Origin of the sequence: Pseudoalteromonas maricaloris, assembly GCF_024746855.1 — a bacterium.
GTDB lineage: Bacteria > Pseudomonadota > Gammaproteobacteria > Enterobacterales > Alteromonadaceae > Pseudoalteromonas > Pseudoalteromonas maricaloris.
This window is the reverse complement of sequence record NZ_CP024626.1, coordinates 1,035,435-1,051,110: the sequence shown is the minus strand read 5'-3', so window position 1 is coordinate 1,051,110 and position 15,676 is coordinate 1,035,435. Positions and strand designations below refer to the sequence as shown.

The following is a 15,676-nucleotide window of genomic DNA, read 5'->3' as shown; positions in this document are numbered from 1 at the left end:
CTATCATTCCTTTTTTGATATATTTTCAATATTACTGTTGAGTTCAACACTAATTTTTTTTGCCAAAGTAAAAAACTGACTAAGCTCGTCTTTATTTACTCCATCAAGTAAATTTACGATCCAGTCTTTATGAGAAAAAGCTATTGATTCAACAAAACTAATTCCCTCTTTTGTTAGCGTGGTATAAACCTGCCTATTATCACTTTCAGAGCGAACTTTTGTTATTAACCCATCTCTCTCCAAACGTTTACATAAGCTTGTCGCCGTAGCAGAGGAAATATCTAGTAGCTTTGAAAAATCACTGACCTGTAAAGATTTTTTTTCTTTGTATAATTTTAAAAGTATTACAAGTCTATTCTCCTGCATATCGTATTTACCTAATTCTTTCTGGCAACTTAAATTAATTAAGTTTGCCATCGATAAAATAATAAAAACGGACTGCATATTTATAATGTCAGTCTTTCGACCTTCTAATGAGAGGAGTAGCTTATATTTTTCAGAAAAGCTGAACTCTTTATTTTCAGACATAAATCACCTCAATTTTTTAACTTTACACAACACGAAGCATCACAAAGAGAATAAATTTTTAACAAACCACCCATTCTACCATGAGTCGAGTCGATTCAAGCCTTGAAACAGCTAAAATATCGGCGGATAACCAACACTAAAGCATAAATCAACTTAAGAGATGAGGCGCCTCCGAAAACACAACATCAAATAAAACAAAAATTCACACAAAGAAACATTTTTTGTTTTTTATTTACATTGAGTTGATAATTTGATTTACTGTAGCACCAAATAGTTAGATGTCAAGTTATTAGATGGCTAAACAGTTATAGGTTATATGAAAAATGAATACGGCAACAAGGGAAAAAGGGGCTAGCCGAAAAGGACAACTAACCCAATTAGAATTAGATAAATTAAATCATGGGATTACGGAATCTAAGACATTAGTCGAATGCTTGGAGGTTGATTTTGCAGAGTTAGCAACATCTTTGCGTCTGTTCACTTCCGATGACCTTATTTCTATATCTGAATCGAGAAACTTAGGGATCACGAAAAGAATGTCAGCCATGGGAGTGTTGTTAAATTCAAAACTGTCTCCGCAAGATAAATTAGCGCTACAGAAACATCCTTCCGACTCAGTTCGAGGGTGGGTTGCCTACGCTATTGGCTGTGATAACAACCTTAATCTAGAACAAAAAATAGGCTCACTTATACCATTGATTGATGACCATCACTTTGGTGTTCGTGAATGGTCTTGGCTTGCTGTTAGGGCGGACATAGCTTCCGATATTACAGCAGCAATTAGCGTACTGGAACCATTAACATATTCCGACTCACCTAGAATTAGGCGATTTGCATCAGAGAGTATTAGGCCCCGCGGTGTATGGTGTAAACATATACCTGAATTAAAGAAAGCTCCTGAATTAGCAGAAGTAATTCTAAATAACCTTAAGTCTGACCAAGACAAATATGTCATAGACTCTGTTGCTAACTGGTTAAATGACTGTGCAAAAGATAATCCAAATTGGGTTTTAAATATATGTAATAAGTGGCAGAAAAGTGAGACACCTATCTCTCATAGATTACTAGAAAAAGCTACACGCTCTATCAAAATCTAAATATTTTTATACCAAAGGAAGTATCACATGGACACGTTGAAATATAAAAAGCTGTCTTTAGAAAACTTAATACCAACTTCAGTTTATCGTTCTTTAGCATTTAAAAAAATATGTAAATCAATAAAAGAAAACAATGGTGTCATATATAAGCTTGCAAATAGTTATGACGAAAGAAAGCAAGCGATAAACTTAATTGATTACATGTATAAAGAGAGAGGCATTATACCTAAGAACCAGCCTATGCCTGAGCTTACAGCCTTCAATCTTAGTTCAAGTTCGACTGTATTTATCGCAAAGAAAGGCGATGAAGTTGTTGGTACTTTATCTCTAATAGAGGACTCATACATTGGATTACCAATGGAGAGCATTCACCAACAAGAGATATTGTCGATTCGTCAAGCTGAAAGGAGAGTTGCAGAAGTAGGTGCATTGGCAGTTAAAAAAGGATTTGGCGTTTCATTGATGCTGTATAACATTATGTTTCGCTGGGCTAAGCGCTCTCGATATATTGATAACCTCGCGATATCTGTTCACCCAAGCAGTCTAAGATTTTTCAGAGATGTGTTGTTATTCAGTCAGCTAGGAAAAATAAAAAATCATCCTAAATATAATAATGCTCTAGCGGTAGCTCTAACTCTCGATGTACCTAATGCAATCCAGAAATTTAAAGAAATATATAATCGCTCAGGTTTTATGATAAATAGCAACACAAATCTTTATGAATTTTTTTGTGAGAAAAAGTTTGACAACGTTTTCATTCCTGAAAGCTCTCCATTTGAGCCTGAGTTTCAAAAAATACCACAATGGAGTAAAGAGGATACTGAACTCGCACTAAGTGAGTTTCAAATTAATTTTGAAAACATGTCGAAAATAAAAGATTTTTATTTTGAAAGTTTTAAATCATTGAATAGGAATGGATAACAATGGACATTGGGCTTATTAAAACAGCATATAGAGAGCTACTTGGACACTCAGACTTTGTTCGAGAGGCTGAACCTGAATTAATTATGGATAATATACCGGCTGTGGAAGCTTACACTGAAGGTGGCAAAGATTCAGGAACTCTGTCTGGCACTTATTTATATCACTTATCCAAAACATGCTTTTTACTATCCCCTAATGATAGAGTGCTAGATTTAGGGTGTGGTTCAGGTATTTTGCTAAGCATGATTGCGCAGTTAAATCCGCAATGTCAATTTTTAGGTGTTGATTTATCACTCCCGATGCTTGAAAAAGCAAAGAAGATAGCTAATGATAAAGGGCTTTTTAACATTAGTTTTCGTGAGGAGGATATTTGCCAATTGAGCACTATTAAAGATAATAGTATTGATGTTTTATGTTCTTCAATGGCATTACACCACCTTCCCGACTTACATCATTTAAATGAAACTTTCAAACAAATATCTAGAGTATTAAAACCTGGTGGATTCCTATACATAAATGATTTCGGAAAATTAAAAAAAGAAAAATCTATAGATTATTTTGTATCCCGCTCTGGCTTGGAACAAAATTCTATACTGGCAAAAGATTACTATTACTCACTTAAAGCAGCATTTTCAATAGAAGAGTTCAAAAAAGTTGTAAGTGATAACCTAAGTAGTGATTTTAAAGTATTTTCCACACCAATCAGTCCAGTATCTGTAGTTATTACAAACGGGAAAAAAAAGAAAAATAATAGCTTAGATAATTCAATATCTAAAATGTATCAGCGTTTACCAAAGGATAGAAAGTCGGATTTTAATCAGCTTAAATTATTCCTACGTATTTCAGGGTTAAATTTTTAAAATGAACGACTTTACAAACTCAACAGATCTGCTCGAGACGTTATTCGATGAGCTATCAGACTCTGTCGAAGCTCACTTTGGTAACAACATCGATCAGCTCTCTATAGCAGACACAATTAAGAGAGCGAGCTCGATACAAGGAGTTGTTTACCCACTTAACGTTGAGGTAATTAAAGATATAGTCAAGATAGCTAACACTTATAATCTCGTACTACATCCTGTGAGTACAGGAAAAAACTGGGGATATGGTTGTGCCATCCCTCCAACGGAATGCGATGGCCGAATCAGTATTATAGTTAATTTATCCAAGTTAAACGAAATTGTTTATTTCGACGCCGAACTAGGACTTATAGAACTTCAGCCAGGAGTTACTCAAGGTCAATTGTATAAATTTCTCCAAGATAGAAACACTGACTTTTTAGTTCCTGTTACAGGGGCTGGACCTGATTGCAGTATACTTGGTAACGCACTTGAAAAAGGTTATGGAATAACACCGATTTCAGACCATTTTCAGTCCATAATCTCAATAAATGCAGTGTTGCCGAATGGGGAAGAATATAAATCTCCCATGTCGGAAATTTTGGAGGAAAAGGGATATCGTGCCGCATATAAATGGGGAATTGGCCCATATTCAGACGGCCTATTTTGCCAAAGTAATTATGGAATAGTCACTAGTGCCACAATCACTCTAGCCCGCAGAACACCTGAGGTAATGTCATTTTACTTTTGGCTGCCTGAGTCAGAAAGCCTCGAAAGCATTGTAAATTCAGTTAGAAATATTTTGTCAATTCCCAGCTTAGGAGTTGGTGGGATTAACATTATTAATTCAACTCGCACAATCACGATGAATTCTACACTAGCATCTTTAAGAAATAATAGAAATACCAACCCACTAGATCCAAATGAGATAGAAAAATATGCATCGGTACACAATATCAAATCTTGGTTTGGGTTTGGTGCCATATACGGAACTAAAGACAGTGTAAAGTCAGCAAAAAAATTCATTAAAAAACAGCTGTCCCCTAATACTGTAAAAATTCTCTTTATCAATAAAGCAAAACTCAGTTTTCTGCAGTCAGCCGTAAGCTACTTGCCTAAGGTTTGCTCAGAAAACGTAACTACACTCCTTGAAAAAATGGGTAAAGGCCTATCAATGATGGCTGGAAAGCCAGACGAAGTAGCCCTCCCCTTAGCATATTGGAGAGCAAGAAATCCTCCACCCGATGAAAACCTCAACCCTGCGAGAGATAAGTGTGGACTGCTTTGGTATGCACCAATAGTATCTATGTCAGGGAAGGATTGTGATCGTTACGTCAAGATGGTTACAGATATATGTAACGTTTATGGCTTTGATGCTCCAATCACTTTAACGAGCATCTCACCTTTTGCTTTTGATAGCACGCTTCCAATACTCTTTTCAGCGAGCAGCACAACCGAAAGTGAGCAAGCGATAGCTTGCTATAAAGCTTTGTATGAGGCCGGTTTACGCAATGGATTTGTACCGTATCGAATTGGCTCTGGGCAAGTACAACTATTTAATGAACGACAGCTAAGTGCACATAAGCTAACTAGAAACATAAAATCTAGTATCGACCCAAATCACATTATCTCTCCAGGTAGATACGTTTAGCTTTCGTTAGATCGTAATTAAGGAAAAACAATGAAAAGCGACTTAATCATAATGGGTTCCGGTATTGCAGGTAACCTAGCTGCTATGTACTTCAGAAAGAAATTCCCTGATATAAATGTAACATTAGTAGGTAAGCAAAAGTCACGTTCTCCTTTGGTTGGGGAATCCACTGTAGAAGTGACCGTCCAATTTTTAAATGCGATTGGATTAAGTACTCTGCTAGAAGAAAAACATTATCATAAATATGGTTTGTCTTATTACTTTAAACAATCTTACGACAAAAAGTGTAACAAATATGTTGTACATGAAGCCCCCGGAATAAACCGACTCCCGTCTTTTAATCTAAATCGCAACGTATTCGATCAAGATATTAGAGATATCAATGCGACATTAGGAATACGTAGAATAGATCAAGATGTACAGGAGGTTATTTTATCTGATAATAATGACCATAAACATCAAGTTGTTCTCAAAGGGCAAAACGGAGAGACCACCCACATTGACGCTGACTGGGTTATTGATGCGAGTGGAAGACGAAGACTACTAGCCAAACAATTGCAACTGCATAAAGCCCCTGCTTATCAACGCAGCTCTTTTTGGTTCAGGATGAATTCGTTTGACCGTACAAAACTGTTTGAAATGACGGATACTCGAGTTAACCACCACTGCTATGATCCATACTATGTTACCCATCATTTTTATGGCCAAGGATATTGGATTTGGATTATTCCTCTCAAAGCGAGTACAGGCAAAGATCACGTAAGTATAGGCATAACCTATCGGCCAGAGCTATTAGGACAAAAAAATGTTCAGTTAGAATCCTTACTAACTATTCTAGACAATGACCATCCCTCCATTTCAGCCATGATACGTTCGGGTAGCATAGATGATACATGTAGCTACAACAACTACATGTACGAAGCTGAGCAATATTACTCAAAAAGCGGCTGGTATTTACTTGGAGATGCCGCTTTCACTTTTGACCCTGCAAACAGTGCAGGTCTTGCTTATGTTGCACATGAAATCACTCAAATAGCATCTATGATTAGCAAGGATCGAAATCATGAACTTACACAGGATTATGTTGACGCAATGGAGCGTCATGTAAAAGCTCAATTAGCACTCCAAGATAGTTGGAGTAATTGGTATCTCATTATGAACGACCCTCTCAAAATGGCTTGGACACTTAAAGTCGCCAATATGGGCTATTTCCATGTCGTACTACCTAATTTCATCAACGGTAGTTACCTAGATGGCCGCTCTGCTAACCATTTTGCAAAATTGCTTCCCCGCTTTAGTAAAGAAAATGCTCCTAAATGCTACCCTTTTCCAGAGTTACTAGAGCTTATAACTGAACAAATAGATCCGTCTCAACCATTAGATCCTGAATTAATACCTAACCTCTATGAAAAAACAATAAATTTTAGATTATACAAGGCGACTAACGATAAAGATCGCGCTCGATTCGTTTCTCGATATTTCTTTAAACTAGCTCGACTTCGCCTATATGTGATGAAAAAAGTAAAATGGCAATTCAACATAAAGCATGGAGTAGTCATGACCAAGAGTCTTATTGCAATTGCCTCAGACCTCATAAAGTCTACTGTAATTTTCTGTATTCCCTCGTTTTATGTGAAGAAAGCGAAGGTAAACTCTTCACTTTCTTCTCCGTACACAAATATGGGTGATCATTTACGTTGCTTAACGCACGATAAAAAGCACACCCCCCCTCTGCAGTCGATGATGAAAAATGACGACCAACCGGCTCAGGTTGACTCAAGAGAAATATCAGAAATGGAAATGTAAACATATGTCTGATACACCTTACATATGCTGGAAACGAGGTGCATTTGTTATTGCCGAAGACATTTTGAATGGTAAGGTGACTTCATTCCAAGTCGTACAGGCCGCCATTCAAACATGTCTACGCAACAGTAAACTCAATGCAGTTGTCATTGAGCGTTTTGCTTTAGCTTTGAAAGAAGCGAAGGCAGCGGACTTGATGATCCAATCAGGTAAGGTTGTTGGACCTTTACATGGTGTGCCGTTTACAGTAAAGGAGAGTCTTGGCTTTGAAGGACTTCCTCATACAGTTGGATCAATGAAACGCATAGAAAAATACGCATCGAATGATGCCACTGTTGTCGCCCGTTTAAAAAAGGCTGGTGCTATTGTTATTGGCCTTTCAAACTGTTCAGAAATGGCGTTGTGGCCTGAATGTAGTAATCCAGTCTACGGAAAAACCTCTAACCCTTGGAATTTGAACTACACCTCTGGAGGCAGCAGTGGAGGTGATGCTGCCGCAGTTGGGGCTGGTATCGTACCTTTTGGCGTAGGAACCGATGGTGGTGGCTCAATAAGGATCCCTGCGGCTTTTTGCGGAGTCTATGGCCATAAACCGTCGGGAGGCCTAGTTCCATTAACAGGCCACCCTCCTCTTCATGATACTGGACTAGAAAATCAGGATGCTCAAAAAGTCGCAGCATTTTTTTGCGCAGGCCCAATAGCTAAAACAGCTAAAGACTTAATGCCGCTATTAAAGATCATGGCAGGCCCTGATGGCCTGGATAAGAACGTCAAACATTTACCCGCTTTTTCTAGCTGCGACATTAATATAACAGAAATTTCTGTATTTATGTGCTCATCACCTAAGGTTACCTTTGCAAGAGCTGTTGCCGCAAACGTGAGTGAGCCTATTGATGTATTGGGTCAAATGTTTGCTTCAATGGGGGCCAATGTACAATCATGGAACCACCATGCCATTAAAGATGCATTGATGATATGGATTGAAGCAGTACAGCACCTTTCCATTGCCGAACTTATATCAGATGGTCAAGGAATCCGTCCAATTCAGGAGTTAGTTAAATACATGCTTCATAAAAGCCAGTATTCACTTCCTGCTATTTTAGCAACACTAACTTATCAGTACTCACTCCCAATCCTCAAAAAGTGCGTCAGCCTTGATCCAAAAACACGACTAGGGTTACAAAAAGACATCGAAAATCAGCTTGGAGACAATGGTATATTGATTATGCCTGTATTTCCAAGCGCGGCGCCAAAACATGGCAAAATGCTCTTCCATCCCGCCGATTTCGCTTACGCAGGCTTATTCAATGCACTAGAATTACCAGCTACATCTGTACCTTTAGGTTTTGATGAGAACGGATTGCCAAAGTCAGCACAAATAATTGCAGCAAAAAACATGGACCATCTATGTATCGCTGCCGCCTGTTTGATTGAAGAAAAGTACAAAAGCAGTCTAACCAGATCGGCTGATTAGACTGCTTTGCTAGACTAACAGAGCCAACTTTTTTATTGTTAAAGAAAATCCACAAAAATAGGGAATTCAATATGGATTATGTCTCTCTCAATCGTGCGGCATGGGAAGAACGAGCCAAGGCACATTTTGACTCTGAGTTTTATGACGTCAATCGCTTTTTACAAGGTACCTCTTCGCTCAATCCCATTGAATGTGAGCTACTTGGTAATGTATCAGGCAAGAGTCTGCTTCACCTACAATGTCACTTCGGCCTAGATAGCCTATCATTCGCAAGGTTGGGGGCTAAGGTAACTGGTGTCGACTTTTCAACAGAAGCCATTACGCGAGCAAATACATTGGCTCAACAAACTGGGCTTGATGCCAGTTTTATCTGTCAGGATATCACGCAATTTGGGCTTGAGAATACCACACAATTCGACATTGTCTTTGCATCCTATGGCACCATTTGCTGGTTACAAGATTTATCTCAGTGGGCTGCCACTATTGCCCGTGCATTAAAGCCCGGCGGTCAGTTTTGTTTTGTGGAGTTTCACCCAAGTATTGACCTTCATTTAGGTTACCCTTACTTCCCACAAACTCAGCCGGATATTAGCGAAGAATCAACCTATACCGAGAACCACCAAGATAGCAAACAAACCATTGCGACTTGGCCGCACTCAATCGCCGAAGTGATGCAGTCATTAATGCAAACAGGTCTTACAATTACCCACTTTGATGAGCACCCTTTTAGTCCATATAACTGCTTTGAAGGTTTAGAGGCGGTGTCTGGACACGGCTTTCAGTTATTGAATAAAGGGCATCAAGTGCCATTGCTATTTTCAATATTGGCGAGTAAAGCGGGGACTACATTTTAAAAATGTTAAGAAGCCAAAACCTAAATGCGCGCAACAAGCAGAGTTATGATAAATAAATGTTTACACTTAAAGAAATAAATGTAAACTCAGTGCGTGAATTGACCAATATATAAGGAAATAATATGAAGGTAATTACATTACTGTTTTTTGTTTTACTTTTTAACTCCAACAGCAGCAGCGCAAGTTCGAATGAGGCATCAACTAGTTCAAGAGACTTCTACGAGTCTGTCATTTGTGATAACTGTGGTTATAGTGAGGCAAGAAGTATCGCATCAAGATCTAAATACGTCCCCACCATGCAATGCTTCGTCGGTAGTTCTGGTGGACCAGAAGATGAAGCTTGCTATTCAGCTGCCAACAAATTAGTGGTTTATGACATCGCACAAGAGCGAGCATACGGCTTTTATATTAGGCATAAAAATCAAGGCGGTATATCCCTAGATCTAACTATTGAAATCGCCGATATGCAACAGATCCCCGCTGATGTGATAACGCTTCATAAAACTATCGTCAATGGCTACAAAGTGATGACGAATGTCACTCGTAGTTTAAGGCAGGACTTTAGTTTTGATTCTTTAGTTTCTGGCTCTAACCAGTCAAACCTATCATTCAACAGTCTAGCTACATCGGCCAATACGTTAGCCACCGACTGTAGTAATAGCCCAGAGATGAAGGCATGGGATTTAGCTCATAATCTTTCAGCAAGAGGTAAATTAGGAATTGAAGCTAATGATAAGGCGGATCGTGATAGCAATTATAAAGGCTCATTCCAAGATATAAGGATAACAGGTGCCAACTTTCAAGCCGCTATCTATTCTATTGGGATCGGTGGTACTGTGGAGTATTTTGATACAACTAAGCAAATTGTTACCGACTTTACCGTTCACTCAAAATACTTTGGTGCAGGTACACGAAATCAAGTCGTATTCGATTTAAAAATGCTTGATGGCACCGTGGATGCTGAGGTCAATGCTCGAAGAACTGTAATTGGAGGTGAAAGGTTGTTCGATATTCAGAAGAGTGGCGGTAGCGTCGGAATAATGAAGGCCAGTCAAATATCTAAGTGTTTAGCCGACGCGATAGATAAAACATTTCCTAAAACGGTAAGTAGCTCAGGTGGTACTGGCGGCGGTGGCGGCGGTGGAAGTAGTTCAAGCCCAAATTGGGGAAATATTCCGCTGAGTCAAGGCCATGGTAATACCGGTGGTGGCGGCGGTGGTGATAGTTGTACACACACTTACTACGACCTACATGGAGAGCCGATGTTTTCATTTTCAGGCCCCTGCCCGTAGCCTTGCTCTTTATAGCTCTAAGGGGGTTTGCGTATCAATCCCCCCTTTAGCAAGATATCAGGCATCAAGTGCCATTGCTATTTTCAATATTGGCGAATAAAGCGGAGTAGGACTCATTACTCCGCCGTATATTTTTTCATACCCAATACAATTACGAGACTATTAAGCACAATCTTTGCGCACCTAGCTAGCTACCAAAATTCAATATGGTCTTACAAGCTTTCTGTTCCAAGCCAATTATTGCAAAAGACTAAATTAAAGTTTTACTTCAAAAATATTCTTGCTATAGAAAATAAATATAACACTTTGATAAGTTAGATTTTTTATCGATTTATTTTTCCGAACATACCAATTTGTTTTTCTGGATTTTCTCTTTTTAATTTGTGAACTAAAGTTTAACACGCAGTTTGAGACACACTTTAATTACGAGGGAAAACCCCATGAATAGAAAATCTAGAACGATGTTGTCTGCCGTCGCGCTCGCAGTAACAACAACGCTATCAGCCCCGAGCTTTGCTGCAATGAGCGAAGCGAAAACCAACCAATTTTGGTGGCCAGAACAACTAAACCTAAGCCCATTAAGACAACACAGCCCAGAATCCAACCCTTATGGCGCAAGCTTTGACTATGCCGCTGAATTTAGCAAACTAGATCTTAAGCAAGTCAAAAAAGACATTGAGCAAACACTCACTGATTCGCAAGACTGGTGGCCTGCCGACTGGGGTCATTATGGTCCCTTTATGATCCGTATGGCATGGCATAGCGCTGGGGTCTATCGTGTACACGATGGCCGTGGTGGCTCGGCAGGTGGCCAACAACGTTTCGATCCGTTAAACAGCTGGCCTGATAACGCGAACTTAGACAAAGCAAGACGATTATTGTGGCCTATTAAACAAAAATACGGCCGTAGCCTATCGTGGGCAGACTTAATGGTCTTAGCGGGCAACGTTGCGCTTGAGTCAATGGGCTTTAAGACCTTTGGTTTCGCCGGTGGCCGTCAAGACGATTGGGAACCAGATTTAGTTTATTGGGGTCCAGAAGATGCTTTCTTAAAAGACGAGCGTCGTGACAAAAAAGGCAAGCTAAAGGGTCCATTGGCAGCAGTTGAAATGGGACTTATTTATGTCAATCCTGAAGGTCCACACGGTAAACCAGACCCATTACTTGCCGCAAAAGATATTCGCATGTCATTTGGTCGCATGGCCATGAACGACGAAGAAGTGGTCGCACTGATCGCGGGTGGTCACACCTTTGGTAAAGCACATGGCGCTAAAAAGCCATCTGATTGTGTGGGTAAAGAACCAGCCGCTGCAGAGATTGAAGCACAAGGTCTAGGCTGGAAAAATAAATGCGGCACGGGTAAAGGTGCAGACACCACAACAAGCGGTTTAGAAGGGGCTTGGACGGTCACACCAACTCAATGGTCAACCAATTATCTCGACAACCTAATGAACTTCAACTGGGTAATGACAAAAAGCCCAGCAGGTGCGACCCAATGGATCCCTGACAACAAAGCTGCGGCAAACCTAGTGCCAGACGCCCACATTGAAGGTAAACGCCATGCACCAATAATGTTCACCACGGATTTAGCATTAAAATTTGACCCTGAATATCGTAAGGTCATTGAACGCTTCCGCAAAGATCCAAAGCAATATGAGTTGGCGTTCGCGAAAGCTTGGTTCAAATTGACCCACCGTGATATGGGTCCAAGAGCCCGTTATGTAGGTTCAGAAGTACCGAGCGAAGTACTGACTTGGCAAGATCCAATTCCAAAAGCGGATTATAAGATGATTGATAACAAGGACATAAACGCCCTGAAAAAATCAATCTTGAACTCAGGTCTAACAAAGCAAGAACTGATCAGAACGGCATGGTCGGCAGCATCTAGCCATCGTGTTACTGATATGCGTGGTGGTGCTAACGGTGGCCGTTTACGCCTTGAGCCTCAGATAAGTTGGGAGATAAACAACCCTGACGAGGTAAACAAAGTGCTAGCTACATTGACGGACATTCAAACCCGCTTTAATAAGCGCGCTGGCAAAAAAGCAGTCTCTATTGCCGACTTGATTGTGTTAGGTGGTTCTGCAGCAGTTGAAAAAGCTGCAAACGACGCAGGCTACAAAGTAAATGTAGCGTTTAAACCAGGCCGTACCGATGCCTCACAAGCACAAACGGACGTCTTATCATTTAGCTACCTTGAGCCAAAAGCAGACGCGTTCCGTAACTATTACAGTGATGAGGCATTTATGTCACCAACTGAAATGTTAGTAGACAAAGCCAATATGCTGGACTTATCTGTACCTGAGATGACAGTACTATTAGGCGGCCTACGTAGCTTAGACGCAAACTACAAAGGCGCAGAGCACGGTGTATTTACTGACAAACCAGGTCAATTGAGCAACGACTTCTTTGTTAACCTACTAGATATGTCGACTAAATGGTCAAAGGTAGAGGGGCAAGAAGGCTTATACGAAGGTCGTGACCGTAAAACTGGAGAGATAAAATGGACGGCAACACCGGTTGATTTAATCTTTGGTTCTAACTCTGAACTTCGCGCAATTACCGAGGTCTATGCATCGGACGATGCCAAACAGAAGTTTGTAGACGATTTTATCGCCGCTTGGGTGAAGGTAATGCAACTAGACCGCTTTGACTTAAAATAAACCAATGAAGTAGAGCAAACAGGGCCTAATTTAGGCCCTGTTTTTTGGTTGTATTGCTTGGTTCTGCTTTGGTAATTTGGCAAAGCAAAACCGAGATACGAACTTATCCGTCACCACATCGCTTTGCGCTTTATCGCTACTGTTATAGAGATGCAATTGATTATCTTCGACGAAATAAAACCCCAATTGCTTTAATCGTGTCGCCCATCGGTATCCCGATGCTAAATCACACTTTATATAAACACTTAACTCTCGATATTGCATTTGCTGATCACCGCCCCACAGCAACTGATAAGGCACATTTGCGCGCTGTAAAGCCCCTTGCCAAAATCGTGATAAGCGCTGATTTTCATCTTTACAAAGTACCTTTCCATGTGGATTCCAAAGGCTCAAGATAGCGCCCCGTGTATCAAAGCGGATTGGCTGTATTGGTTGAAAATATACTTGTAAATAAAGCTGCCACAGGTTTGGTTCAATTTTCATGTTTTACTGCTTGTTTGATTGTATTTACCAGTTATCAAGATGGGCTCATGGCTGAAGGTTTGGCTGCTCCATGTAACCGGCCTATACATCTTATCAATAACTAAAAAATTATCACTTAACCAATACAGCAACTCGCTTTTGCTCGTTTTCCGTGAAGGTTTGTTTGAGTAGTAACTCGACTTTTTCTGTTGCGATTTGGCTATCACCAAGCTCGGCTAGAATATTTTGCTTTTGCAGCATAAAGCTTTGTAGTTTTTGCTGCCAATACTTCTGTTGCTTCTGGACTTCAAGTATACGCGTTGCGGCTTTATCGCCATAGTCAGCACTTAGTTCGTTATAGTGTTTTTGCTGCCAATTTGCGTTTAGGGTGTGTAACTGGGCTGAGGTTTGAAATAACACTTGTTCACGCTTTGGAAGCCCACTGATATGCGTCTCAATTAATTGCTGCTTTTGCGATTCAGATATAGATGCGTCTGACAAAATTTGCCAGCGACTCAAAGCTTGCGTATCCCACGCATTAGCATCTTCAAACCAAACTGCTATCACTTCATCCGTAAAAAATTGCCGCTGCAGTGCGTGTAGCAGCTCAACACGTTCTAGTAGATTAAGATGCGTATCCACATCAATTAAGGCCTGCTTAAATTGCACGAAGAGACCAGCAACTTCGTGAAGGCATTGTGGTAATAATTCCAGATAAGCCTGCCACCGCTCGACTTGGTTATGGTTTTGTAGCTCAAAAAGCCAATCGTCGATTTGGTGCTTATGCTGTTTATTAATGGTCTCACAATGTACGCTTGCAGATGCACTCCTTGTGGGTTGTGGGACCTTATGCGCATCATTTTGCAGCTCAGATAACTCCGCGAACCGGGGAACATGACGCGGCGTCTCTTGCTGTTCACTCTCGATATAACCCAGCGACAGCATAGTCAAAATGATTAGCAAAAGGCCCCACTTTTTCATAGCGCCAGACCTTTTAAGCGGCGAATATGCTGGCGATAAACGGTTAATGGGTCTGTTTCGAACAAGTGATGAATACCAATGGTGTGGTTTACCTGATCTAAATGGTTCATTTTGAATTGGTTGTTGATCACCTGACCTAAATTACTAGAACAAGCTGATACTAGGCCGTCGTTGGCTTCATCAAAGACTTGAGAGAACAGTGCCAGTGCGTTGTCAGCTGGGTCAAATACGTTGGTCCATGCTTTGCTGCCACTCCATGAAAAATAATGCACGCCATTGCTCGCTAGACTTTGCGTTTCGCCACAATAATGACTTGGCACACCCTCTGGGTATTTTTGGTTAAATGCTAATGTGCCAGCCGTGGTCAAAGCACCTAGTGCTTCGAGTGCGTCTTTTGGTGCGGTTGCTTTACCAGATAACAAATCAATCAACCCCGCAAGGCCGTTAGCAAGCGACGCTAAAAACTGCTCCGAAAATGAACCACTGTCTACTCCACCGCGAACAACATCAGCAAAACGACTCCCCCAGTTTACGCCACCAATACTAGTCGCTGAGGCCACCCACTCAGGTTTAACTGAGGCAACGTAGCGAATAGTTTGCGCGCCTTGGCTGTGACCAATTAAATTAACTTTGTCTTTACCCGTTAATGCTCGAACCAACGCAACTTGCTCTAGTAGTTGCTCACCACGCAATTCTGAATTATGGGCTGATGATACTTCTGCAACATAAACCTGCCCACCTTCATCATGGATCACTTGTGGTACGCGATAAAAATAATCTACTCCGAGCAGATTATCAAAACCAAACAGACCGTGAACTAATACCACGGGATACTCTAATTCCTCACCGCTGTGGGCGGGAGAGGTAACGACCGATAGCAACCCAAGCAGGGCGCTGAGAATTAACCTTTTCATATACTTGCTCCAATTATTACAATTTAGTAACAAATAAACTTTAGATTACAATGGTCAGAGGTCAAGCCAGAATAGTGTGAAAAATGAAATTTTGATGAATGTTACGTAAACAAAAGTAAATAATGGCAGCGTAAGTTAGTACACAGGATTCCCCAAAAGAAGCCAAAATACGGCTCCTTTTGCGAATTTCT

The 15,676-nt window shown here is 40.5% G+C and carries 13 protein-coding genes; 9 read left to right on the top strand and 4 right to left on the bottom strand.

The window, feature by feature from the left end; translation table 11 throughout:
- Positions 1-3: 3 nt before the first annotated feature.
- Complete coding sequence (locus CTT31_RS22360; RefSeq protein WP_099029833.1) at positions 4-528, bottom strand: MarR family winged helix-turn-helix transcriptional regulator; 525 nt, start codon at positions 526-528, stop codon at positions 4-6.
- 323 nt (positions 529-851) lie between these two features.
- On the opposite strand from CTT31_RS22360, the gene CTT31_RS22355 reads away from it, so the two are divergent.
- The 9 genes from CTT31_RS22355 to katG all read left to right on the top strand — a co-directional run bounded on the left by CTT31_RS22355 (position 852) and on the right by katG (position 13,128).
- Complete coding sequence (locus CTT31_RS22355) at positions 852-1,625, top strand: DNA alkylation repair protein (protein ID WP_099029832.1); 774 nt, start codon at positions 852-854, stop codon at positions 1,623-1,625.
- Between the two features lie 27 nt (positions 1,626-1,652).
- Positions 1,653-2,546 carry an N-acyl amino acid synthase FeeM domain-containing protein gene (locus CTT31_RS22350; protein ID WP_039496296.1) on the top strand — a complete coding sequence of 298 codons (894 nt, stop codon included), beginning with the start codon at positions 1,653-1,655 and terminating at the stop codon, positions 2,544-2,546.
- A 2-nt stretch (positions 2,547-2,548) separates the two neighbouring features.
- Positions 2,549-3,409, top strand: a complete 861-nt coding sequence (locus tag CTT31_RS22345) for a class I SAM-dependent methyltransferase (protein ID WP_260492581.1) — start codon at positions 2,549-2,551, stop codon at positions 3,407-3,409.
- 1 nt (position 3,410) lies between these two features.
- A complete protein-coding gene (locus CTT31_RS22340) occupies positions 3,411-5,039 on the top strand; it encodes an FAD-binding oxidoreductase (protein ID WP_260492580.1) in 1,629 nt (542 codons plus the stop codon).
- A 30-nt stretch (positions 5,040-5,069) separates the two neighbouring features.
- Positions 5,070-6,845: an NAD(P)/FAD-dependent oxidoreductase gene (locus CTT31_RS22335; protein WP_260492579.1), complete on the top strand. Its 1,776-nt coding sequence runs from the start codon at positions 5,070-5,072 to the stop codon at positions 6,843-6,845.
- A gap of 4 nt (positions 6,846-6,849) precedes the next feature.
- Complete coding sequence (locus CTT31_RS22330) at positions 6,850-8,319, top strand: amidase (protein ID WP_211856747.1); 1,470 nt, start codon at positions 6,850-6,852, stop codon at positions 8,317-8,319.
- A gap of 71 nt (positions 8,320-8,390) precedes the next feature.
- Positions 8,391-9,173 carry a class I SAM-dependent methyltransferase gene (locus tag CTT31_RS22325; protein ID WP_260492578.1) on the top strand — a complete coding sequence of 261 codons (783 nt, stop codon included), beginning with the start codon at positions 8,391-8,393 and terminating at the stop codon, positions 9,171-9,173.
- Positions 9,174-9,295: 122 nt separating this feature from the next.
- On the top strand, positions 9,296-10,465 hold the full coding sequence (locus CTT31_RS22320; RefSeq protein WP_260492577.1) for a hypothetical protein: 1,170 nt from the start codon (positions 9,296-9,298) through the stop codon (positions 10,463-10,465).
- A gap of 440 nt (positions 10,466-10,905) precedes the next feature.
- Positions 10,906-13,128, top strand: coding sequence for a catalase/peroxidase HPI (katG, locus tag CTT31_RS22315; RefSeq protein WP_260492576.1), 2,223 nt, complete (start codon positions 10,906-10,908; stop codon positions 13,126-13,128).
- 30 nt (positions 13,129-13,158) lie between these two features.
- On the opposite strand, the gene CTT31_RS22310 is transcribed toward katG, so the two are convergent.
- The 3 genes from CTT31_RS22310 to CTT31_RS22300 all read right to left on the bottom strand — a co-directional run bounded on the left by CTT31_RS22310 (position 13,159) and on the right by CTT31_RS22300 (position 15,485).
- Complete coding sequence (locus CTT31_RS22310) at positions 13,159-13,611, bottom strand: hypothetical protein (RefSeq protein ID WP_260492575.1); 453 nt, start codon at positions 13,609-13,611, stop codon at positions 13,159-13,161.
- A 111-nt stretch (positions 13,612-13,722) separates the two neighbouring features.
- Entirely contained in the window at positions 13,723-14,571 is an 849-nt protein-coding gene (locus CTT31_RS22305) for a lipase chaperone (RefSeq protein WP_260492574.1), read from the bottom strand.
- Positions 14,568-15,485: an esterase/lipase family protein gene (locus CTT31_RS22300; RefSeq protein ID WP_017218747.1), complete on the bottom strand. Its 918-nt coding sequence runs from the start codon at positions 15,483-15,485 to the stop codon at positions 14,568-14,570. The genes CTT31_RS22305 and CTT31_RS22300 overlap by 4 nt, the downstream gene beginning before the upstream one ends.
- Positions 15,486-15,676: the final 191 nt, after the last annotated feature.

What these genes read in the sequence shown, in the direction of transcription:
- CTT31_RS22340 (WP_260492580.1), top strand. Translation starts at nt 3,411, where the DNA reads ATGAACGACTTTACAAACTCAACAGATCTGCTCGAGACGTTATTCGAT.
- CTT31_RS22350 (WP_039496296.1), top strand. Translation starts at nt 1,653, where the DNA reads ATGGACACGTTGAAATATAAAAAGCTGTCTTTAGAAAACTTAATACCA.
- CTT31_RS22300 (WP_017218747.1), bottom strand. Translation starts at nt 15,485, where the DNA reads ATGAAAAGGTTAATTCTCAGCGCCCTGCTTGGGTTGCTATCGGTCGTT.
- CTT31_RS22330 (WP_211856747.1), top strand. Translation starts at nt 6,850, where the DNA reads ATGTCTGATACACCTTACATATGCTGGAAACGAGGTGCATTTGTTATT.
- CTT31_RS22310 (WP_260492575.1), bottom strand. Translation starts at nt 13,611, where the DNA reads ATGAAAATTGAACCAAACCTGTGGCAGCTTTATTTACAAGTATATTTT.
- CTT31_RS22355 (WP_099029832.1), top strand. Translation starts at nt 852, where the DNA reads ATGAATACGGCAACAAGGGAAAAAGGGGCTAGCCGAAAAGGACAACTA.
- katG (WP_260492576.1), top strand. Translation starts at nt 10,906, where the DNA reads ATGAATAGAAAATCTAGAACGATGTTGTCTGCCGTCGCGCTCGCAGTA.
- CTT31_RS22320 (WP_260492577.1), top strand. Translation starts at nt 9,296, where the DNA reads ATGAAGGTAATTACATTACTGTTTTTTGTTTTACTTTTTAACTCCAAC.
- CTT31_RS22305 (WP_260492574.1), bottom strand. Translation starts at nt 14,571, where the DNA reads ATGAAAAAGTGGGGCCTTTTGCTAATCATTTTGACTATGCTGTCGCTG.
- CTT31_RS22335 (WP_260492579.1), top strand. Translation starts at nt 5,070, where the DNA reads ATGAAAAGCGACTTAATCATAATGGGTTCCGGTATTGCAGGTAACCTA.
- CTT31_RS22325 (WP_260492578.1), top strand. Translation starts at nt 8,391, where the DNA reads ATGGATTATGTCTCTCTCAATCGTGCGGCATGGGAAGAACGAGCCAAG.
- CTT31_RS22345 (WP_260492581.1), top strand. Translation starts at nt 2,549, where the DNA reads ATGGACATTGGGCTTATTAAAACAGCATATAGAGAGCTACTTGGACAC.
- CTT31_RS22360 (WP_099029833.1), bottom strand. Translation starts at nt 528, where the DNA reads ATGTCTGAAAATAAAGAGTTCAGCTTTTCTGAAAAATATAAGCTACTC.